The sequence below is a fragment of the Rhodococcus sp. 105337 genome, assembly GCF_012844225.1.
GTDB lineage: Bacteria > Actinomycetota > Actinomycetes > Mycobacteriales > Mycobacteriaceae > Rhodococcus.
This window is the reverse complement of record NZ_JABAGQ010000004.1, coordinates 294461-315091: the sequence shown is the minus strand read 5'-3', so window position 1 is coordinate 315091 and position 20631 is coordinate 294461. Positions and strand designations below refer to the sequence as shown.

Below are 20631 nucleotides of genomic sequence, written 5' to 3'. Positions count from 1 at the left end.
GGGGTGGCGGCTTTCCCGAGTCGCCACGAGACGGGCACACCGCCACAGCAGAGGACGTCGATCGTCCGAGACGGGGCCGTAGGATCGTGTGGTGAACGAACCGTCAACCGACCCTGTCGCCGCTGCCGTCGCGATACTCGACGAACGATGGCCGCTCACCGTCGACGAAATGGCCGCGGCGCTGTCGGATCGTGGTTTCGGCGACGTCTGCACGCTCGAAACAGCCCTCGAACTGGGCGACGCGTTCGACGACCCGCGAATCATGCACTTGAGCGACGGCCGGTTCGTCTTGCCGCGCAACCTGCTCGAGGGACGCATCTGGACGCACCGCCTCACGGCCGGGGAGATCTCGGCAGACGCGATAGAACTGTTCGACGTGATGATCCCGGTCTGCCTGCCGAGCGCGGACCCGGCGATGCGTGTCGTGATGCCGGGCGAGGAATCGTTCGGAGCACGGGGGTTGCCGGGCGTGGCCTGGGCCCGTCTCGGGGTGTTGCTCTTCCCGGAAGGCTTTCTCTCCGACACCACTCTCGGTGACCTGATCGCGGTGACCTGCGTCGGTGGGGAACTCGTCGTCGACCTGTATCCCGACCAGAATGCCGGTCGCGGGAGTCTGGGCGGGTGGCTGGCCGATCGCGCCGCCCGGTTGTCGGACCCTGAGGACGCGCTGTACCCCGACACCGATCTGTTCGTCGCCCTCGCCGACGACAAGGATCTGGCCCGGGACGCGTGCCTGCCCCTGAGCGAGCAACTCGAGGGGGCCGGACTCGTGCGGGACGGATTCCGGCTGGTGCGGTCCGGCACCGTCACTTCGGCACCGACAGGCGGATACCTGGTCGAAGTAGCCACCGACTCCTTCTCCCGTGCCTTCGATCTCGACACCCGGTCCGCACGGGGCGCCATGGCATTCCTCGCCCTTGCGGGATCGCTTGCCGTCGGCAGCGACAGCACCACCACCCTCGACTCGCATTTCGCGGAGCCCGACGACTTCGCGGGTCTCGCCGACGCGCGTGTTGCCCGGGTGTGCGTGGACGAAGCGCTCGGGCGGCTCGGGTTCGATCCGGTGGTGGTGGCCGCGGCCGCCGAACAGGTGCTGCGGCGAGGACCGCGCCGGACGCGTGCGAGTGCCCTCTGGATCGCCGGCCGGGCCGCCCAGGTGGGCGGTGACGTGGACGAGGCCGAACACCGCTACCAGCTCGCCCTGGCAGAGAGCCCGGACTGGGAACCTGCGCTCGAAGACCTCGCCACGATCGCTGCGATGCGAGGTGATGCGGCACGCGGTCTTCGCCTGCTCGAACGGGCCACCGGGGGCACATCCCACGGCATGTATCCGTTCCTTCGTCGTTTCGAGCCGGTCGAACATCCGGAGCTGGGGCGCAACGACAGGTGCTGGTGCGGATCGGGACGCAAGTACAAGGTGTGCCATCTGGGACGATCCGACGCATCACTGAGCGACCGTGCGGTGTGGCTGTATGCGAAGGCGAGCGTGGTCCTCGACGAACCGCGGTGGACCGGAGTGCGTGCGGAACTCGACGTCGCAGCGGGGACACACGTGGGCGAGTCCTCGGTGGATCGGCTCGTCGCCGATGTCGCGCTGTTCGATGCGGGGGCGTTCGACGAGTTCGTCGACAACTGGTCGGCGCTGCTCCCGGTCGACGAAGGTGAGCTCGCACTGCGATGGAGGGGAGCGTCCCTCGACGGGTTCGTGGTCGAGGCGACCGATCCGGGAGAAGGACTCACCGTCCGGAACGTGCGGACCGGCACCGTGTCCGACGTCCGGGACCGCACGGTCTCCGCCGTCCTCGACGGTGCCACGGTCGCGCTCCGGCTCCTGCCGGTGGACTCGGAACTACACAACTACGGCGGCGTGCACGTCGTGCCCGAGCAGCGTCGCGAGTTCGTACTCGATATTCTCGAGCGTCCCGAACCGGCTCCTTCCGATCTCGTCCGGGCCTTGACGTCCGAGTGACAGGACGTCCGAGCGACAGGACGTCCGAGTGACAGGGTCTTCGAGCTACCGAGAGTCGGCGGCAGCTACGTTGCGGAGGCGAACAGATCGCTGACGGCGTCGAGTGCGCTCGCGCACCGGACGTCGTCGGCATGGAGTTTCTGCATGAGTGTTGCCTCGGTGGGCGAGCACACGCCGTCGAGCACGTTCTCGGACACGACGGCACAAGCGATGTGGCCCGGCGTATAGGTCCGGGTCGTCTGCCAGCCTTGTTGAACTGCGATTGCACGCACCGCCGCCCATTGGGATATCTCCGAAGCATCGGGATAACCCACGAACAACAGGCGTCGCTGGGATGTCTGCATGTGTCGAGCCCCTGTCTTGTGCTGTACCTCAGAGTGGTGCGGCCTGGACTGTGATCGAAAAGTGACGTTACGCACACACCGTGTCCACGTGAAAACTATGACAGACACGCAGCCCTACTCGCCGGTACGGCGTGTCGCGCTCGATCGGTGGGGAAAGGCCAGGTGGGGGGGTATCGCGAAAAACCGCGGGGCCACCGCGCCGGATGTACCGGCGGGGTGGCCCCTGGTTGTGTTCGGGCTCGAGCGCGTGTGCTCGTCAGGCGGGCGCCGCCGCCGTCGGGAGCAACCTGGCGAGGACGTCGGCGAGGGTGATCAAGCCGACCACCCGACCGTCTTCTGTGACCGTCGCCAAATGATTGCGAGTTTCCCGCATGGTGCGCAACGCCTCGTATACAGGCACCGACATGTCGAGAGTCAACGCCGGCCGCATCAGATCCGCAGCGGTGACGTCGGCGTCCGCACGCAGGCTGTCCCGTACGTGCACGACTCCGTCGACATGGCCGTTGCCGCGCACCAGCAGTCTCAGGTGACCCGTGCGACGGGCCGTCTCCTGGATCTCCGGCGCAGTGGCCTCCGGCCGCACGCTGCTCGGCGGATGGGGAGTAACGATGTCGGCGAGAGTGAGTGCCTCGAGCTCGAGCGCGCTGGTCAGGTGACCGTGGTACCTCTCGTCGAGCGTGCCGACAGTCGCGGAATGCTCCACGAGGTGACGCAGCGCATCCGAATCCTGGCCCGTGCTGACCTGGTCGACCGCATCGACACCGACCTTGCGGAGGCACCAGTTCGCCAGATGGTTCAGCTGGACGATGACCGGCCGGGTCAGCCACATGAAGCCACGCATCGGAATCGCGAGCATCGTCGCCGACTTCTCGGGATGCGCGATGGCCCAGGACTTCGGCGCCATTTCTCCGACGACGAGATGCAAGAACGTCACGACGATCAGCGCGAGGATGAACCCGGCGACATCGGCCAGCCACAGCGGCGCTCCCCACGCCCCGAACAGGGGTGTGAGCCAGTGGTGCACAGCGGGCTTGGTCGTCGCGCCGAGCGCGAGTGTGCACACCGTGATGCCCAGCTGAGATCCTGCGAGCAACACCGACAGTTCCGACGCGCTGCGCAGGGCCGCACGCGCGGACCGGCTGTCCGGTGCCGCGTCTTCGAGCCGGTGGCGGCGCGCGGCGATCAGGGCGAACTCCACGGCAACGAAAAACGCGCTCGCCGCGATCAATCCGACCGTGACGACCACGACAACCCAGGGATTACTCATCGTGTGCCGCCTCCTTGTTCTCGACGGTCACGGTTCTCGAGGGTCACGCGGAGCGAGGCCGGCACATGCTTGTCGATGTCGCGGACCTCCGCCACGAGCATTCGACGTGGTGGCCGTTCCTCGTGGACGAGGTCCGCGGGATCGGGATCGAGTGGGATCTCGACCGTGTCTCCGATCTCGGGCAGGCCACCGAATTCGGTGATGACCAAGCCGGCGAGTGTCTCGTAATCACCTTCGGGCAGTTCGTGTTCGAGGGTGCGGCTCACCTCGTCGAGGTGGGCGTCGCCCCGAATCAGCCAGCCGTCGCCGTCACGCACGATGACCTCGGCCGAGGCCGCCGGATCGTGCTCGTCGGCGATCTCACCGACGAGTTCCTCGGCGATGTCCTCGATCGTGACCACGCCGGCGAAACCGCCGTATTCGTCGATCACCAGCGCCATCTCGTCGTTCGCGGCGGTCAGTTCGGTCAGCACGTCCGGCAACGGCAACGTCGCGGGGACGATGACCGGTGGACGGCACACCGACGCAGCTGTGCCTGTCTGGACATCGGCGTCGAGAAGATCGTGCAGATGTACGACGCCGCGCAGGTCGTCGGACGACGTACCGACCACGGGGTATCGCGTGTGCCCGGTGCTCATCTTCGCGAGGATGTCGCTCACCGGTTCGTCGAGGTCCACGACGTCCACATGTGCGCGCGGGATCATGGAGTGTTCTGCAGTGCGGGTGGGGAAGTCGAGGATGCGGTCGAGAAGCGTCGAGAGTTCCTTCGGGAGTTCGCCCGCGTTGCGGGACTCGGCGACGATGTGCTCGAGGTCGCGGGGTGTCGCGGAATGCTCTACGTCGTGGACGGGTTCGATTCGCAGTGCTCGCAGAAGCAGGTTGGACGAAGCGTCGAACAGCCGGATCAGCCAGCCGAACAGCCTCAGGTAGATCGTCGTCGACAGTGCCAGCCACAGTGCGACCGGTTCCGGCCGTGCGATGGCGAGGTTCTTCGGGACGAGTTCGCCGAAGACCATCTGGATGACTGTCGAGAAAAGGACGGCAAGTACTGTGCCGAACACCACACCGACTGCGGTGGGGATTCCTAGTCCGCCGAATGCTTCTCCGAGCCCGCTACCGATGAGGGGCTCTGCGACGTAACCGACGAGAAGGCCGGTGACGGTGATTCCGAGCTGTGCGCCGGAGAGCATGAAGGAGGTGCGTCGTGTGACGGACAGGGCGCGTGCGGCGGAGGTGTCGCCGCTTTCTGCGCGGGCTTTCAAACGCGACCGGTCTACGGCCATGTAGGCGAATTCCTGGGCTACGAAGTAGCCGGTCACGGCGGTAATGGCCAGAACGACGGCGATTCCGAACGCGATTCCGAGGGCGGTCAACACGGGAGGATCCGGGGCTCGGTGACAGGGGGGTCGTCACTGTTGGGCGGGATGGGTCTTCGAGGTTTGCGCTTGGCGCGACTCATGGCTCTCTCTGGTAACTCGCGGACAAAGGGTCTTCACAGGATAAGACGGATATGCCTGCCGCAAAGTTCCCCGTGCGCCGGAAGTGCGATCGTCGGCACACAGGTGCAGTCGTCGTCTCCCCGTGGGGCACGCATCGTCGTGCGGCCTGGGGCACGCATTGTCGCGAAGCGTGGGGCGACCGCACCTGCGGACGTGTGATTTACGTGACGATGTCAGGGGCGCGACGAGAACAACCCTTCGTACTCGGGCGCGGCGGGAGGCGGGCTCTGGGGCACCGATTCGGGCACTGTCTCGTCGTTCGGGTTGCTCGGCTGCAGGAAGAGCGGACCGGTGAACTCGCTGTCGTGGCTCATGCCGTCCTTCTTTCGGACTCGGGCTTTCGGGAACGGGGTTTTCGGAACAGGGTTCTTCGGAACTCGGGGCGACGGAAGCGTTCTCGGCGGTGAGGGTCGCCGGGGCGGGTAGAACGTGCGGGGTCCTGTGACGATCGGGCCCGCTGACGATCACGTGCGCTGGACGATCAGGCGCGATGACGATCGAGTCCGCTCGGATGTGCTTGTGGAGCACGGGTGTTCATCGGGCTGCGTGGTGCGGGCTACGACCGTGCGCTGCATCACACCCTATATGTCGATGTCGGCTACGGCGACGCGACACGGCGTCCGGACGCGCCGCGCCTAGAATCTTCCGGTGCACACCGTGTCCGACACTCTCCGCTCGCCTCGACGACTCACGACCGAGGTTCTTGCCGGTTTGGTGACGTCGCTGGCGTTGATCCCCGAAGTCGTTTCCTTTGCGGTGATCGCCGGAGTCGACCCGAAGGTCGCGCTCTACACGTCCTGCATCATGGCGATGACCATCGCGTTCGTCGGCGGTCGGCCGGCGATGGTGTCCGCCGCGGCCGGTGCGACTGCATTGGTGATCGCACCCCTCGTCGCCTCGCACGGACTCGACTATCTGATCGCGGCCGTCTGGCTCGCCGGTGCGCTGCAGATCGTGCTCGCCGTCGCCGGAGTCGCGAAACTCATGCGATTCATCCCACGATCGGTGATGATCGGCTTCGTCAATGCCCTGGCGATCCTCATCTTCGCGGCGCAACTGCGACATCTGTTCGGGGTGCCGTGGCTCGTGTATCCGCTGGTCGCGGCGGGGATCGTCATGATCGTGGTCATCCCGAAACTCACGACCGCAGTGCCGGCCGCGCTCATCGCGATCGTCGCACTCACCGGTGTGGTCGTCCTCTTCGGTATCGACGTGCCCGACGTCGCCGATCAGGGCGAGCTGCCCGGGGGCTTTCCCACGTGGATGATTCCCGACGTCCCCTTCACCATGGACACCCTCGCGATCATCGCCCCGTATGCGGTGGGCCTGGCGCTGGTCGGACTCATGGAATCACTGATGACGGCGAAGCTCGTCGACGAGATCACCGACAGTCGTTCCGACAAGACCCGCGAAGCGTGGGGCCAGGGTGTTGCGAACTGGGCGGGTGCGCTCTTCGGTGGCATGGGCGGCTGCGCGATGATCGGCCAGACCATGATCAACGTCAAGGAGGGACGCGCGCGGACCCGGATCTCGACGTTCCTGGCCGGCTTGTTCCTGCTCCTGTTGTGTGTGACGGTCGGCGACGTGGTCGGGGCCATCCCGATGGCTGCGCTCGTGGCGGTGATGCTCGTGATCGCGGTGACCACCCTCGACTGGCACAGCATCGCACCGCGGACGTTGCGCTTGATGCCCCGGAGCGAAACCGTGGTGATGCTGGTGACGGTCGGCGCGACACTGGTCACCGACAATCTCGCGATCGGAGTGGTTTCGGGTGTGCTCACGGCGATGGTCGCGTTCGCTCGGCGCGTCGCGCACATGACCCGGGTGGAGACGGTCGACGAGGGGGAAGGCAGTCGCACCTACCGGGTGTCCGGCGAGCTGTTCTGGGCGTCGAGCAACGACCTGGTGTACCGCTTCGACTATGCGGGCGATCCCGAGCACGTGGTCATCGATCTCACCGATGCGGAGGTATGGGACGCCTCGACCGTGGCGACGTTCGATTCCGTACAGCACAAGTACGCGGAGAAGGGGAAGCGAGTGGAGATCGTCGGACTCGACGGCGTGAGCATGGAGCGCCTCGAGCGCCTGTCGGGAAATCTCGACTGACCCGATCGTGTCGGAGTACGCGGGGCACTTCACCGACTCTGGAAACCGGACAATCCCCGCAATAACCTTCGCCCCGAGTCGATCTCGCCCCCCAGGCTGCGGAAGAGGCGGAATGCGGTAACAATGGGATGCCAGTGGCAGACGTCACTGATACGACCGATGTGCACCGCCTGATAGGAGAAGCACCGTGATCGATTTGGCCTTCCTGGCAGATTTCTTCAGCGCCGCCGCGAACCTCTTCGAGGCCCTGAACTTCTTCTCCGGTTCGGCTGAGGCTGCCGGTCTGTAGCGGGCTCGTAGAGCGCAGCGAGGGCCCGTGGGTTTCGACCCACGGGCCCTCGCCGTTCCGTCGTCGGTGGGAACCGGTCGTCCGGGTCATCCCCCGAGATGTGCGACCGTCGCCTCCAGGGTGCTCGCCACCAGTTCGAGGTCGGTCTCGGTGTGCTCTCGGTCCTGCGGCAACTGCTGCCGCAGTTCCTCTCCCGTGACGACGACGAATGCTCGACGGCGCTCGTCGGTGTCGGCGGCGTCCACGACGTGGAACCGGCCCTCCTCGAGAACCAGCACGGGGTCCGGAGACGACGAGCTGAGCAGGTCGCGCAGATCATCGGCCGTCAGATGGGTTGACACATCGTCCTCCTGATTCGATGGGCGGGTACTCGCCGGTGCGTACCCGGCAACGCACGCCCTGAATCGGCGATCCGGTGCCGGAACGTCCGCGCTGGATCGGTGGGAAACCTGACGTGAGTCGACCCGAGCGGCTGCGATACAACTGATTGATGACAGAGACGCGATCGTCGGACTGTGCTGAACCACAACGCGGCGTTCCTCGGCGGTGGAAACAGATCGATCCCTCGCGTCGTGGTGTTGTGCTGGCTTGGGTCGCTTTCACTCTGCCGTTCGGTGGCGCCCGACTCGTATCTGTGGGGGATCGTCCTGCTGGCAGGTGTTGCGATCTTCGGCCTGGTCGACCGGACTCCGAAAGCGCGAGCGTGGATGGGTCTAGCGTTGGGGGTGGCGCTCGCTCTCATCGTCGACGAGGCGGCACTGCTGATCACTCTCGAAGACGTGTACTGGCAATCCGAAGGATGGCCGTCGGTCGCGCCGGCGATCAGTGTGATCGGGATCGTCGGAACGGGACTGGTACTGACCCGGAGCAGATCCGGAAACAATGGCGGGTCCGGGAATAGTGACGGATAACAACCATCCGACCCAATGGCGGAAACGCGGCCGCATCGCCGCCGCGCCGGTCTACAGTTTCCGAAACTGCCGGCGGACGAGCGGGCAGCGACAGTAACGGAGATCCGATGACTTCCGTATCGCGATACGTCGCCCGAGGTGTTCTCGCAGTGGGATGTGCTGTAGCCGTCGCCCTGGGCGCGGCGGGGACCGCTGCCGCCGACGAATGGCCGCCGATGCCCGATTATCCCACGCCGTTCGTGCCGTTCGAGACGAAGAACTTCCTCACCCCGACCGACCCGGGCTACTGGAATCCGCTCGACGCACGGGAGCGGCTCACGTCGCCTTTCGGGACCTCCACGCGAATCGTGTGCACCGCATTCCACGGCGTGACGTACGACTGCTGGCAAGCCGACGAGCACGGAAACCCGCACAAGCTCGTGAAATTGCCCGCGAACATACCCAGCGTGACCGGCAGTTCCATGCCGGGCGGAGGAAACAGCCATTACGTCTATCCGGGGTTCATCCCCGGCATCTGACGCACGCCTGCACCAGGCGGATGCGTTCGCCTGCGGTCGCGTACGGCATTCGATTACGGTCGAAGGACCGCGACGAAGGGCAGCCGCACGATGACCTCGAGCAACGAGTCTCCGCGAGTGGTGGTGGGAGTCGACGGGTCCGAATCGTCGATCAATGCTCTCCGATGGGCAGCGCGACTCGCGTCCGGCCTCGGCGCGGGCATCGACGCCGTAACTGCGTGGGAGCTTCCGAACACCTACGGATTCGTGGCGTATCCCGAGGACTACCGCCCCGACGTGGACGCGGCGAGCGTGCTCGGGACGGCTCTGACCGATGCGTTCGGAGAGAACCGTCCACCGGGTCTACGCGAGCGCGTCGCCAAAGGGAATCCGGCTCAGGTCCTGACCGAGGCGAGCCACGACGCAACCATGGTCGTGGTGGGCAGCAGGGGACACGGGGGATTCGCCGGGCTGCTACTCGGTTCGGTCAGTTCGTATGTCGCCGAACATGCGGCGTGTCCCGTACTGGTGATTCGGCGAGGCGCCCGCGGCCTGGAAGAGCCCGTCGATCCGGCGACCGCCGATCGATGAACTCGAAATAACCTCGTCCGGAGACCTCGGCTCCTCGCCACACCGCCCTGTATGCGAACCCGGTGACGAATCCGCTGCCGAGACCGAACGTGAACTCGGTATCCATGGTCGCGTGCAGATCCAGCCACGCGTGTCCGTCGGCGTCCACGACGACGAATCGGGTCTCGGCCGGTACCTGCATCGGGACTCCGTACGGCGTCGGTTCGGGTGAGTCACGCAGTCGCACCACCTCGAACGAGACGTTCTCGAAACGGGTGCCGTACCTGTCGCGGGACCGGTGCAGCGCGGTGGTCATGAACGGGACTCCGCCGAGGGAGTACCGGCTCAGCAGGATCTGGTTTTCGGCATCGAGATTGACGATCTGGTACACGAAGTAGTCGAGCGGTGCCTTGAGTGCCGCGGGTAGTGGACTGTCGCGCAAGAGATACGGGCTGGGGCAGGCCCCGTATTCGAAGGAACACAACCCGTTCACCTCCGCGGTGGTCCCGCGATGGGTGATCGTCCCGTCGTACTCGGTCAGTAGCCCGAAATGCTTGTAGACCGGGTTGCGGAAGAACCACGACACCTTGTCGGTATTGGTGAGGCGCAAAGCGATATCGACGCCGCCGAGTCGACCGGCAAGCCGGTACTCCGGGTAGCTGCCGGTCAGCGTCAGGTCGTCACCGAACCGGACGAGTGAGCCATCCGGTTCGGCAACGAAGGTGTCGCCGAATGCATAGTTGCCGAAGTGCGCGGGATGGGACGCCGCGGTCCCGGCCACCAGCGCCGCGTTGCGGCGAGGACTCCCGGCGATCGCGTCGTCGTTGTCGAATGCGACGGATCCCGTCGCGCCCACCAGGGACATCATCGAGAAGAACCGGTGCGGCTCCGGGAGATCCGGAATCATGACTCCGAAATGTGTCCATCCGTACCGGCGGGACCGCAGATGCGGCAGGAGGATTTCCGGTTCCGAGAAGGGTTGTCCGTCCGATGATTCGGCCGAATCGGCGATGCGGAGTGCAGAGCGCAGAATGCTCCGGATACCGGTGGACGCGATGCGATGCATGGCCGGGATACTGCCACGTGGATGAACGGGCAGCGTCAGGACACTGCGGCTCGCAGCAACCGCAACTGGCCGATTTCTGCGACGTTCTTCATCAACTCGGCGTCCACCCACGCGATCATGTGGGCGACGGTCTTGTCGGGGTTGTCCGGCCACGGGAACGGCGCGGGGGCGTCGAGATCGGCGTCACCGAGGGTGTCCAACAGGGCCGTCCACTCGTCGCGCAGGCCACGCAGCCAAGCGATCGCCGACGCACCGTCGCCCGGCCACCGGATCTCGGTGCGGTCGCGGGAGTCCGGCCACGGGCATGGTCGATCGTCACCGACCACCACCAGCCCAGGTGCCAGGTGAGCCAGCCGATCGTCGGTACCGGCGCGGGGTCGGGCTCGGATTCGTCGAAGTCCGATACCCGTTCGCCGTCGTCGCCGCGGCGCACCGACCAGCACAGCGGCGCGGGTTCCCACAGGAAGTCGCCGGGTTGCAACTGTCCGAGGTGCAGTTCGAACAGCGACCAGGTGAGGTCGAACTGCCAGCGCAGCACATCGAGTCGGGGCGAGGACATCGGCTCATCGTAGGGTGGCCGCGGTCCGTGGCGCAGCACCCGACCCGCGAAAGAGAGGCCGGCGACCGAAGCGGCGAAGTCCATTCCGGGGATTTTCCCAGGGCGCGGACCGCCGGTTCGGTCGCCGGGCACACGATTGCCGGTCTCGCTCAGGCACGTCCGTGCGCGCCGATCACAGACCGGATCCGGAAAGTCCTGTGATGGGGGATCACCAGGGAAGGGTGTCGGGTGTGCTCGTGGCGGGGGCGTCGAGAAGCTTGTCGAGCCACAGCACCGCTTCGACGAGCATCTCGAGACGGCTCATCCAGTCCATGCCCAATCCGACGGGACCCAGTTTCACACGCGCTTCGGAAGCGCCACCGGCGAGCACGTCGGCGACGGCCTTCATGACGCTCGATTCAGGTTCTTCGAGGCTGCTGAGGTCGACCTCTGCGCCTCCCGTGGTGCGGATCGTGAGAGCGACACCCTCGTCGCCGCGTAGTCCCGGTCCGAGCTTGCTCACCAGAACGTCCGCGATGCTGCTGACGACCCACCGGTAGACGCCGTTGTAGGGAGGCGGGCGCGAATCGGTGCTCGAGATGAGCGCGCCGACGGCCTCGGTCAGTTCGTTGTATGCCTTGCCGTCCGCGAGGGCGAGCAGATACCCGCCGACCTCCGCGTCCGTACGTGTGATGCCGAGTGATTCGTCGTTCATCTCGGTCGGGTGCCCGCGAGAGTGCGTTGCCACACATCCGGTTCCGGAACCGGTGGTACTCACGAGAACAGTGGTCTGCGTCACAAGGACCTCGTACGCTGAGATCATGAAGCACATCAGCACCGGCCCGCACGATGTGACCGTCGATGTCGGGGACATGGTCGAACTGCACTTGAAGGAGAACACTTCCCGCGACTACTGCTGGTTCACCAACCGGGTGGGTGCGGGGTTGGTGCTGCACGACGTCCGGTGCGTGCCCTCCGAAAATCCGTTTCCCGGGGCGTCGATCGACCGGATCTTCTACCTCAAGGCACGGCGTCCCGGGCGCTGGCCGGTGTCACTGCGCATGCGGCGGCTGGCCGACCTCGACGCCGATCGCGCACAGATGACGGTGACGGTGCGCAACGGCGTCTCCGGTCAGCGCAACGCGTCCGGGGAATCCAAGTCGCGCGCCGAGTAGGTGTCGCACGCGTCGACCTGTCCGGTCCGGTAGCCGGCGAGGAACCATTTCTGGCGCTGCTCCGACGAACCGTGGGTCCACGCTTCGGGGTTGACGCGACCCGACGCGGCGGACTGGATCCGATCGTCACCCACAGCCGACGCCGCCGACAGGGCGTCGCGGATGTCGGTGTCGCTGAGTGGCGACAGGAACGGCTGCCCGGTGTTCGGATCCGGCATCGTGTCCGCGTAGTACGCCCATACCCCTGCGTAGCAGTCGGCCTGCAATTCGGTGCGCACCGCACCGGACTCCGGCCCGCGCGGGTCTGCCTGCGCACGTCCGAGGTCACCGAGCTGGTTCTGGATGTGATGCCCGACTTCGTGTGCGACCACGTACTCCTGCGCGAGTGGTCCGGCACTGGCGCCGAAGCGGGTGACGAGGTCGTCGAAGAAACTGGTATCGAAATATGCCGTCTCATCGGCCGGGCAGTAGAAGGGGCCGATATCGCTGGTGGCATTGCCGCAGCCTGTCGAGGTCGCGCCGGCGAAGAGCACGACCTCGGGTTGCACGTACGGCACTCCGGTCTGCTGAGCGAGATTCTCATCCCACACGAGATCGAGGCTCCCCACCGTGCCCACGATGCGGCAGTCGACCTTCGCGTTGAAGTCGGCGCCCGTCTCGCATCCTTCGACGGTGCCGCCTGCCCCGTACCCGGTGGACTCGCCGGGGTCGCCGGAGCCGAGCAGCGACCCGGGATCTCCACCGAACAGCAGCGCGAGGATCAGGATCAGGATGCCGCCGGTGCCGCCGCCGAGCGCGATCTTGCCGCCGCGTCCGCCGCCCCCGGTACGGACTCGGCCCGGGTTCATCCGTGCGCCCTCGTTGAAGGTCATCGCATCGCTCTCTCGTCGCAGTGCCCAGAAGTCGCACAAGCTTGTCACGAGGCGATTCGGCATGCGTGTGCCCGCCCTGTTCTTGTCTTTCGTAGGATTACACCCGACGAACCCGTCGCTGTCGTTTCGAAAGGACTTCCGTGCTGCGCACCCATCTCGCCGGCTCGTTGCGAGCCGAGCACGCCGAGCAGACTGTCACCCTCACCGGTTGGGTCGCTCGGCGCCGCGACCACGGCGGGGTCATCTTCATCGACCTGCGCGATGCGTCGGGGGTGGCGCAGGTGGTCTTCCGCGACCCGGGAGTGCTCGAACAGGCGCACCGTCTGCGCGCCGAATACTGCGTCAAGGTCACCGGCGTGGTCGAGATGCGGCCCGAGGGAAACCAGAACTTCGAGATTCCCACCGGCGCCATCGAGGTCAATGCCACCGAACTCGAGGTGCTGAACGAGTCCGCTCCGCTGCCGTTCCAGCTCGACGACCAGGCAGGCGAGGAAGCCCGCCTCAAGTACCGCTACCTCGACCTGCGCCGGGAAGGCCCGGGCAAGGCCATCCGGCTGCGCAGCAAGGTCAACGCCGCCGCACGGGCAGTGCTGGCCCAGCACGAGTTCGTCGAGGTCGAGACCCCCACGCTGACGCGCTCCACGCCCGAGGGCGCCCGTGACTTCCTGGTACCCGCCCGCCTGCAGCCCGGGAACTTCTACGCACTGCCGCAGTCCCCGCAGCTGTTCAAGCAGCTGCTCATGGTCGGCGGCATCGAGCGGTACTACCAGATCGCCCGCTGTTACCGCGACGAAGATTTCCGTGCGGACCGGCAGCCCGAGTTCACCCAGCTCGACATCGAGATGGCGTTCGTGACGCAGGACGATGTCATCCTGCTCGCCGAAGACGTGCTCGAAGCACTGTGGCGTCTCGTCGGCTACGAGATCCGGACGCCGATCCCGCGGATGACGTACGCGGATGCGATGCGTCGTTTCGGGTCGGACAAGCCCGACCTTCGATTCGGGATCGAACTGGTCGAGTGCAAGGAATTCTTCAAGGACACCACCTTCCGGGTCTTCCAGGCCGAGTACGTCGGTGCGGTCGTCATGGAAGGTGGCGCGAGCCAGCCGCGACGCCAGCTCGACGCGTGGCAGGAATGGGCCAAGCAGCGCGGGGCCAAGGGTCTGGCGTACGTGCTGGTGGGGGAGGACGGGGAACTCACCGGTCCGGTTGCCAAGAACCTCACCGACACCGAGCGCGCCGGACTCGCGGCACACGTGGGCGCGAAGCCGGGCGATTGCATCTTCTTCGCCGCCGGCGCCACCAAGCCGATGCGTGCACTCCTCGGCGCGGCACGCGGGGAGATCGCCCGCAAGCTCGACCTGATCGATCCGAACGCGTGGGCGTTCGTGTGGATCGTCGACGCGCCGCTGTTCGAACCGGCCGCAGACGCGACGGCGAGCGGCGATGTGGCACTGGGGCATTCGGCGTGGACGGCGGTGCACCACGCCTTCACCTCGCCCAAGCCCGAATTCATGGACACGTTCGACACCGACCCCGGATCGGCGCTTGCGTACGCGTACGACATCGTGTGCAACGGCAACGAGATCGGCGGCGGTTCGATCCGTATCCACCGTCCCGACATCCAGGAACGCGTGTTCAAGGTGATGGGCATCTCGGAGGAGGAGGCGAACGAGAAGTTCGGCTTCCTTCTCGACGCGTTCAAGTACGGCGCGCCCCCGCACGGCGGCATCGCCTTCGGCTGGGATCGCATCACCGCTCTGCTCGCCGGGATGGATTCGATCCGCGAGGTCATTGCGTTCCCGAAGTCGGGTGGGGGAGTCGATCCGCTCACGGACGCTCCGGGGCCCATCACTCCGGAGCAGCGTAAGGAGTCGGGTATCGATTACAAGCCCGAACCCGAAGCGGACAAGGCTGCACCTCCCGCCAAGAGCTGATTCGGCTACCGGCTGATCCGGCTGGGTCGAGGCCGCACGTCCTGAGGGGCGTGCGGCCTCCGCTTTCTCTGGGGGGCAGTTTTCCTCTGACCGGCGGAGTTCGAATCGGACGGAAGTCCTAGAAATACCGAATCCAACGCCGACTCGAAACCCCGCCACGAACCCGCCGCTCACAATGCGAGCGCTCTCGGCGTCGTCGTGCTCGCCGTTTGCGCCCCGGAGCAGGCGGGTACCTCGGTCGGGAGATCGCGGTGCCACCGTCGGCACCGCACCGGAGGAGGAACCTGCACATGCCCGACGCAAGCGTGATGATGTACAAGCCCCTTGCCCTGGCGGCGAGTGTCGGGGGAGGTGTGCTCGCGGGAGCGGTCTTCCAGCAGGTGTGGAAGCGAGTGGGGCAGAATCGCCCGAAGCCGGAACCACAAGACCTGTCACAGAGCACCCGCGACGTGCTCATCGCAGCCGCGTTGCAGGGCCTGATCTTCGGCATGGTGAAAGCCGGCGTGGACCGCGCAACCGCGAAGAGCTTCAGCAAGGTCACCCACAAGTCGCCGGCATAGTCACCTTCGGTCCGGAGCAGTGACGTGCGGCACCCCGCACGCCGCCGGGTCCGCCGCGAATACACGTTGAGCAACTCCACCTGGCAGAGTTGACCCGTCGCCGGTGCGACGGTCGAGCGAGTCGTGAACGACGGTGCGCCGACGGAAAGATCGAGAGGGCGGCGCTTCATGCACGACGTGGCCGAGGCGGATCCGGTCGGGGAGTACGACACCCCGTTCAGTCCGCAGTACGACGAGCTACACACCGCTTCCGGTGAGATCCGGGAGCACTGGAGCGAACTCGCCGGGGTGCTCGAGGGCCGCTCGCCCGCGGTGCTCGAGCGCTACCGGCGACGTGTACGCACCCTGGTCGACAATCACGGCATCACCTACAACCCGGTCGACTCGGTGGGCCCGGACGGAGAACCGACCGGCCCGGTGCGCTGGGAAGTAGACGCCTTACCCCTGGTTCTCGCCGCAGACGACTGGGCGGTCCTCGAACGAGGGCTCGTGCAGAGATCGCGCGTGCTCGACGCACTGCTGGCAGACCTGTACGGCCCGCAGCGCACACTCACCACGGGCTTGCTGCCTCCGGAGTTGGTCTTCGGCCATCCCGGATACCTGCGAGCGGCTCACGGAGTCACTCTTCCGGGGCCGCATCAACTCTTCATCCACGCGGTGGATGTGGCGCGGCATCGCGACGGTAGCTTCCGTGCGATCCGCGACCACACCCAGGCGCCGTCCGGTCTCGGCTACGCGATGGCGGATCGTCGGGTCGTCGCCCATGCGATGCCGGAGATCTACACCACCGCCGGCCCGCGGCCCCTCGCACCGTTCGGTCACGCGCTCAGGCTCGCGCTGCGCGATGTCGCGCCCAGCGGTGTCGAGGACCCGTTCGTGGTGGTGCTCAGTCCGGGTGCGCAATCCGAAACAGCCTTCGACCAAGCGCATCTCGCGAGCGTGCTGGGCGTGCCGCTCGTCGAGTCGGCCGACCTGACCGTGCGGGAGGGGAGGCTGTGGATGCGTTCGCTGGGGTCGCTGACCCGCGTCGACGTGGTGATGAGGCGCATCGACGCCGACTACGCCGACCCGCTCGATCTCCGGCGTGATTCGAGGCTGGGCGTGGTCGGGCTAGTGGAAGTCGTCCGTCGCGGTGGAGTGTCACTGGTCAACCCCCTGGGCAGCGGAGTCCTCGAAAACCCCGCGCTCGCGGGATATCTTCGGCCGCTCGCCCGGGCGCTGCTCGACGAGGAACTCCTGCTCGAGTCGGAGGAGACGCACTGGGGCGGGACCGCCTCCGGACTCTCGGAACTCACCTCGCGCCTTCCCGATCTGGTCTTGCGCTCCACCGTCACCGCGGAAACCGTCGTCGGCGAGACCTTGACCGTCGCAGAGCGGGAGGAATTGCTCGCCCGCGTGAAGGCGCAACCTGGCAAGTGGGTGGCGCAGGAACGTGTCGAGTACTCCCACGCGCCCAGCCTCGACGGAACGGCCGTGACGGCGTCTCCCGTGAGTCTTCGGTTGTTCACCGTTGCGCAGCGCGTCGGATACACGCCCATGCCCGGCGGGCTGTGTGAGGTGCTGGTACCGGGCGCCGCGCCGGAAACCGAACCGCGAGTGGCGGCGAAGGATGTCTGGGTACGGACTGTCGCGGGTGGCGCCACCACCGACGCGGCGGGCTCTGCCGCGCCGGAATCGCTACCGCGTTTCGCGGCGCCTTCCACCGAGGTGGTGGCCTCGCCGCGCGTGCTCAACGACATGTTCTGGATCGGCCGCTACAGCGAGCGCGCAGAAGACACGGCGCGACTGCTCATTTCGATGAGGGAGCGTTACCAGGACTACCGGAACCGGCCGTGGCTCGAAGGCAGCGAGTGCTTGCCGGTTCTGCTCGGCACACTCGTCTCGACGTCGCAGCTCAGCGAGGGTGTCTCTATGGTCGACGACCATCGCAACGTCGCGGCGGAGTTCCGCGCCCTGACCGTCGATCGTGCGCGGCCGGGCTCGCTGGCGCAGTCGTTCGGTGGACTCGAACGCGCCGCCCGCGCCGTGCGCGACCAGCTCTCGCACGACACCTGGACGGTCCTGGCCGACGTGCAGCGCGCCCTCGACGACCTCGCGGTCGATCCGGAAGACGACGGCGCGCAGCTCGGCGCGACCCAGTCGGCGGTGCTCAACGGCATGCTCGCCCTGTCCGGCCTCGGCGCGGAATCGATGGTGCGCGACCTGGGCTGGCACGTGATGGACATCGGCAAGCGCCTCGAGCGGGGCCTGGCGCTGGTGTCGCTGCTGTCCTCGACCCTGACCCGCGAGCACACCCGGCCCACCGAACGCGCGCTCATGGAGTCGGTGCTCGCCGCAGCGGAGAGTTCGGTGACGTTCCGGCGACGCAACACCACGGTGCGCGTCGCCGCCGTCGCCCAACTGCTCCTGTTCGATCCGGGTAATCCGCGCTCGCTCGCGTACCTCCTCGATCGGCTGCGCGAGAACCTGGTGGCATTGCCGCACTCGTCGGGCTCGTCCCTGCCGGAACGGCTCGTCGACGAACTCCTCGCGACATTGCGCCGCTGCGACCCGTCCGACCTCGAGACCGTCACCGACGGTGTCCGGGCGGAGTTCGCGCGCCTGCTCGACTCCACCCACGCCGGGCTGACGGAACTCGCCGTCGTCTTGATGAAGGGACCGCTGTCGTTGCCCGGCGGAACCCGGCCGCTGTGGGGCGGCACAGAGCGGAGGGACCTGCCATGACAGTCGCCGACGGATCCAGCGATCCCGGTGTGCGGCGGTACCGCATCGTGCACCGCACCACCTACCGCTACTCGGGCGCGGTGACCTCCTCCTACGGACGCGGATATCTGCTTCCCCGGGAAACCGACCGGCAGCAGGTGCTCTCCAGTGAGGTCACCGTGAGTCCCTCGCCGGCGGACATGTCCACCGGCGCGGACCTGTGGGGCAACCGCGACCTGTTCTTCCACGTCACCGACACGCACGACGTGCTCGAAGTGGTCGGACGCTCCGAGGTCGCGGTCTCACCTCCGGACCCGGGGCGGTTGCGGATGCCGGCGTGTCTGGCGCCGTGGGAAACGGCCCGCCCGGCCGGTCCCGCCGGTGCGCTGGCCGTCGACTTCGTACTCGATGTGCATCCACCCGAGATCGACGACGACGTGCGTGCCTACGCGGAGAAGACGTTCACGGCCGGGCGACCGATCGCCGAGGCGATCGTCGACCTGACACACCGAATCTTCACGGACTTCACCTACCGGTCGGGGTCGACATCCGTGTCCACCCGCGTTGCGGAAGTCCTCGCGGCCGGATCTGGCGTGTGTCAGGACTTCGCGCGCCTGGCGATCGCCTGCCTGCGCTCCCAGGGGCTCGCCGCACGCTACGTCTCCGGATATCTCGCGACCGACCCGCCGCCCGGCAAGGAACGCATGGTCGGGGTGGACGCGACGCATGCGTGGGCGTCGGTGTGGCTGCCGGACGGCACATGGCTGGACTTCGACCCCACGAACGATCAACTCGGCGACGAGCGGTACACGACCGTGGCGTGGGGACGCGACTATGCGGATGTGTCGCCGTTGCGGGGCGTGATCTACACGGAGGCGCAGGACAGCACGATCGAGGTGTCGGTCGATGTCGCGCCGGTCGACGAAGAATTCTCCGCTGCGGGAGGACGTTCCGATCAGGGTGATCGAAACCCCGTGGACATCGGGAACACGTCCGCGGGTGCCCGGTCGTCGATCCCGTGAGACACCCGGTGCGCTGCCGGGACGGTGCAGGTCCGGGCAAAGCGGACGTGCCCTGTCGAGCGTGACCGTCGAAGGTCCTGAGTGACCGAGGTCTTCTGCGAGCCCATTCCGTGACCGAGAACCTGTAGATTGGTCCGTGATGACTGCAACATTGGCGGACCCCGTGTCAGAGGTAGTGCAGGCAGCCGAGCAGCTGCTCACTCGTCGTACCGGGGCGCCGGTCAAACTGGCGGATCCCGTCGACCTCGGGGGCAGCGGCAGGTCGGTTGTTCTCCGGGTGCGGGTCGCCGCGAACCCCTTCTCGTTGCCGCGCACACTCGTGCTCAAGCAGGTGCCGCCGTCGCGCGGTGCCGGCCACGTCGACCTCCACGGTTCCGCGACAGACGAGCAGATCGCGTTCCTGCGCGAAGCGGTCTCCTACCAGTTCGCGACCGCCCTCGCCAAGGACCACCGTCCCGGTGCGGAACTGCTCGCGTACGACTTCGCGACCCGGTTGCTCGTCCTGAGCGATCTCGGCGACGCGACCCCTCTCGCGACCCTGATGCGCAGTGGTGACAGCGAGACCGTCGGCAACACGCTCATGGCGCTTGCGCAGGCTCTCGGCCGGATGCACGCCGCGACCGTGGGACGAGAAGAGGACTTCGCGGCGTTGCTGCGCCGCGCCGACGTCTCGCATGTCGCCGACACGGTGTCCGAACAGGCGATCGACGCAGTGCGCGGTGTGCCCGAACTGCTGGGTACCGATTTCGGTCTCACCGTGCCCGATTCGGTCCGGGAACGGGCCGAACGCGCCGCAAAGCTGTTCACCGGCGGTCGTCACCGGGCCTTCAGCCCGTCGGACCTGTGCCCGGACAACATCGTCGTCGGCGACGACGGCGTGCAGTTCCTCGACTACGAGTGGGGAGGCTTCCGGGACGCGACCCTCGATATCGCATTCGCCCTGACGTCCTTCCCCCTGTGCGTGTGTGCCGTTCCCATGACCGTGGAGCGGATGCGGGCGATGGCCGACGCGTGGCGCGCCGAGGTCGTCGGCATGTGGCCGCACCTGGCCTACGACGAAGTGCTGGCCGAACGCCTTCTGGACGCGCTGCTGGCGTGCGTCTGGCTCAGCACCCATCTCTTCCTGCCCGAGGACCACGCCCGGATCGCCTCGGTACGCGAGCACGAACTGTCGGTGCCGCGAATCGAAGCACTGCGTTCCCGCTGGATGCTGCTCGCGGATTTCGCGGCCGACACCGGCCACGACGACGTCGCCGGACATGCGCGCGAGGTGCTCGAACAGCTCGAGGCACGCGAAGCGGCCTGA

At 66.8% G+C, this 20631-nt stretch carries 19 protein-coding genes and 1 pseudogene; 11 read left to right on the top strand and 9 right to left on the bottom strand.

Annotated features, from left to right (window positions below; all coding sequences use genetic code 11):
• Positions 1-91 precede the first annotated feature (91 nt).
• Positions 92-1969, top strand: a complete 1878-nt coding sequence (locus HF886_RS21385) for an SEC-C domain-containing protein (protein WP_169652173.1) — start codon at positions 92-94, stop codon at positions 1967-1969.
• A 65-nt stretch (positions 1970-2034) separates the two neighbouring features.
• Here HF886_RS21385 and HF886_RS09780 read toward each other — a convergent pair whose 3' ends face one another.
• From HF886_RS09780 to HF886_RS09765, 4 genes are all read right to left on the bottom strand, one after another.
• Entirely contained in the window at positions 2035-2313 is a 279-nt protein-coding gene (locus HF886_RS09780; protein WP_169621768.1) for a hypothetical protein, read from the bottom strand.
• Between the two features lie 256 nt (positions 2314-2569).
• Positions 2570-3580, bottom strand: a complete 1011-nt coding sequence (locus HF886_RS09775) for a hemolysin family protein (protein WP_169652172.1) — start codon at positions 3578-3580, stop codon at positions 2570-2572.
• On the bottom strand, positions 3577-4956 hold the full coding sequence (locus HF886_RS09770) for a hemolysin family protein (protein WP_169652171.1): 1380 nt from the start codon (positions 4954-4956) through the stop codon (positions 3577-3579). The genes HF886_RS09775 and HF886_RS09770 overlap by 4 nt, the downstream gene beginning before the upstream one ends.
• A gap of 296 nt (positions 4957-5252) precedes the next feature.
• The gene (locus tag HF886_RS09765; protein ID WP_169652170.1) at positions 5253-5393 is read right to left on the bottom strand and encodes a hypothetical protein; all 141 of its coding nucleotides are present in this window, start codon (positions 5391-5393) and stop codon (positions 5253-5255) included.
• Positions 5394-5727: 334 nt separating this feature from the next.
• On the opposite strand from HF886_RS09765, the gene HF886_RS09760 reads away from it, so the two are divergent.
• Complete coding sequence (locus HF886_RS09760; protein ID WP_169652169.1) at positions 5728-7185, top strand: SulP family inorganic anion transporter; 1458 nt, start codon at positions 5728-5730, stop codon at positions 7183-7185.
• Positions 7186-7560: 375 nt separating this feature from the next.
• On the opposite strand, the gene HF886_RS09755 is transcribed toward HF886_RS09760, so the two are convergent.
• Positions 7561-7815: a hypothetical protein gene (locus HF886_RS09755; protein WP_169621773.1), complete on the bottom strand. Its 255-nt coding sequence runs from the start codon at positions 7813-7815 to the stop codon at positions 7561-7563.
• Positions 7816-7964: 149 nt separating this feature from the next.
• Here HF886_RS09755 and HF886_RS09750 point away from each other — a divergent pair.
• From HF886_RS09750 to HF886_RS09740, 3 genes and pseudogenes are all read left to right on the top strand, one after another.
• A pseudogene (locus HF886_RS09750) lies at positions 7965-8385 on the top strand (hypothetical protein).
• 107 nt (positions 8386-8492) lie between these two features.
• Positions 8493-8903 carry a hypothetical protein gene (locus HF886_RS09745; protein WP_169621774.1) on the top strand — a complete coding sequence of 137 codons (411 nt, stop codon included), beginning with the start codon at positions 8493-8495 and terminating at the stop codon, positions 8901-8903.
• Positions 8904-8993: 90 nt separating this feature from the next.
• Complete coding sequence (locus HF886_RS09740; RefSeq protein WP_169621775.1) at positions 8994-9473, top strand: universal stress protein; 480 nt, start codon at positions 8994-8996, stop codon at positions 9471-9473.
• Here the strand turns inward: HF886_RS09740 and HF886_RS09735 are convergent.
• From HF886_RS09735 to HF886_RS09725, 3 genes are all read right to left on the bottom strand, one after another.
• On the bottom strand, positions 9370-10518 hold the full coding sequence (locus HF886_RS09735) for a DUF6670 family protein (protein ID WP_169621776.1): 1149 nt from the start codon (positions 10516-10518) through the stop codon (positions 9370-9372). The two genes, HF886_RS09740 and HF886_RS09735, sit on opposite strands and share 104 nt — an antisense overlap.
• A gap of 35 nt (positions 10519-10553) precedes the next feature.
• A complete protein-coding gene (locus HF886_RS21380; protein ID WP_346765337.1) occupies positions 10554-10847 on the bottom strand; it encodes a DinB family protein in 294 nt (97 codons plus the stop codon).
• Between the two features lie 438 nt (positions 10848-11285).
• A complete protein-coding gene (locus HF886_RS09725) occupies positions 11286-11771 on the bottom strand; it encodes a hypothetical protein (RefSeq protein ID WP_169621777.1) in 486 nt (161 codons plus the stop codon).
• A 106-nt stretch (positions 11772-11877) separates the two neighbouring features.
• Between HF886_RS09725 and HF886_RS09720 the strand changes: the two genes are divergently transcribed.
• Positions 11878-12231, top strand: coding sequence for a protease inhibitor I42 family protein (locus HF886_RS09720; RefSeq protein WP_169621778.1), 354 nt, complete (start codon positions 11878-11880; stop codon positions 12229-12231).
• Here HF886_RS09720 and HF886_RS09715 read toward each other — a convergent pair.
• Positions 12189-13103, bottom strand: a complete 915-nt coding sequence (locus HF886_RS09715) for a neutral zinc metallopeptidase (protein WP_240952456.1) — start codon at positions 13101-13103, stop codon at positions 12189-12191. The genes HF886_RS09720 and HF886_RS09715 overlap by 43 nt on opposite strands.
• A gap of 140 nt (positions 13104-13243) precedes the next feature.
• Here HF886_RS09715 and aspS point away from each other — a divergent pair, with 140 nt between their 5' ends.
• The 5 genes from aspS to HF886_RS09690 all read left to right on the top strand — a co-directional run bounded on the left by aspS (position 13244) and on the right by HF886_RS09690 (position 20631).
• Complete coding sequence (gene aspS, locus HF886_RS09710; RefSeq protein ID WP_169621780.1) at positions 13244-15040, top strand: aspartate--tRNA ligase; 1797 nt, start codon at positions 13244-13246, stop codon at positions 15038-15040.
• A gap of 290 nt (positions 15041-15330) precedes the next feature.
• A complete protein-coding gene (locus HF886_RS09705) occupies positions 15331-15600 on the top strand; it encodes a DUF4235 domain-containing protein (RefSeq protein WP_169621781.1) in 270 nt (89 codons plus the stop codon).
• A 168-nt stretch (positions 15601-15768) separates the two neighbouring features.
• A complete protein-coding gene (locus HF886_RS09700; protein WP_169652168.1) occupies positions 15769-18324 on the top strand; it encodes a circularly permuted type 2 ATP-grasp protein in 2556 nt (851 codons plus the stop codon).
• Positions 18321-19325: a transglutaminase family protein gene (locus HF886_RS09695; RefSeq protein WP_169652167.1), complete on the top strand. Its 1005-nt coding sequence runs from the start codon at positions 18321-18323 to the stop codon at positions 19323-19325. The genes HF886_RS09700 and HF886_RS09695 overlap by 4 nt, the downstream gene beginning before the upstream one ends.
• 139 nt (positions 19326-19464) lie before the next feature.
• The gene (locus HF886_RS09690; RefSeq protein ID WP_169621784.1) at positions 19465-20631 is read left to right on the top strand and encodes a kinase; all 1167 of its coding nucleotides are present in this window, start codon (positions 19465-19467) and stop codon (positions 20629-20631) included.

What these genes read in the sequence shown, in the direction of transcription:
- HF886_RS09695 (WP_169652167.1), top strand. Translation starts at nt 18,321, where the DNA reads ATGACAGTCGCCGACGGATCCAGCGATCCCGGTGTGCGGCGGTACCGC.
- HF886_RS09725 (WP_169621777.1), bottom strand. Translation starts at nt 11,771, where the DNA reads ATGAACGACGAATCACTCGGCATCACACGTACGGACGCGGAGGTCGGC.
- HF886_RS09700 (WP_169652168.1), top strand. Translation starts at nt 15,769, where the DNA reads ATGCACGACGTGGCCGAGGCGGATCCGGTCGGGGAGTACGACACCCCG.
- HF886_RS09780 (WP_169621768.1), bottom strand. Translation starts at nt 2,313, where the DNA reads ATGCAGACATCCCAGCGACGCCTGTTGTTCGTGGGTTATCCCGATGCT.
- HF886_RS09715 (WP_240952456.1), bottom strand. Translation starts at nt 13,103, where the DNA reads ATGACCTTCAACGAGGGCGCACGGATGAACCCGGGCCGAGTCCGTACC.
- HF886_RS09735 (WP_169621776.1), bottom strand. Translation starts at nt 10,518, where the DNA reads ATGCATCGCATCGCGTCCACCGGTATCCGGAGCATTCTGCGCTCTGCA.
- HF886_RS09765 (WP_169652170.1), bottom strand. Translation starts at nt 5,393, where the DNA reads ATGAGCCACGACAGCGAGTTCACCGGTCCGCTCTTCCTGCAGCCGAGC.
- HF886_RS09720 (WP_169621778.1), top strand. Translation starts at nt 11,878, where the DNA reads ATGAAGCACATCAGCACCGGCCCGCACGATGTGACCGTCGATGTCGGG.
- HF886_RS09740 (WP_169621775.1), top strand. Translation starts at nt 8,994, where the DNA reads ATGACCTCGAGCAACGAGTCTCCGCGAGTGGTGGTGGGAGTCGACGGG.
- HF886_RS09705 (WP_169621781.1), top strand. Translation starts at nt 15,331, where the DNA reads ATGCCCGACGCAAGCGTGATGATGTACAAGCCCCTTGCCCTGGCGGCG.
- HF886_RS09775 (WP_169652172.1), bottom strand. Translation starts at nt 3,580, where the DNA reads ATGAGTAATCCCTGGGTTGTCGTGGTCGTCACGGTCGGATTGATCGCG.
- HF886_RS09690 (WP_169621784.1), top strand. Translation starts at nt 19,465, where the DNA reads ATGACTGCAACATTGGCGGACCCCGTGTCAGAGGTAGTGCAGGCAGCC.
- HF886_RS09745 (WP_169621774.1), top strand. Translation starts at nt 8,493, where the DNA reads ATGACTTCCGTATCGCGATACGTCGCCCGAGGTGTTCTCGCAGTGGGA.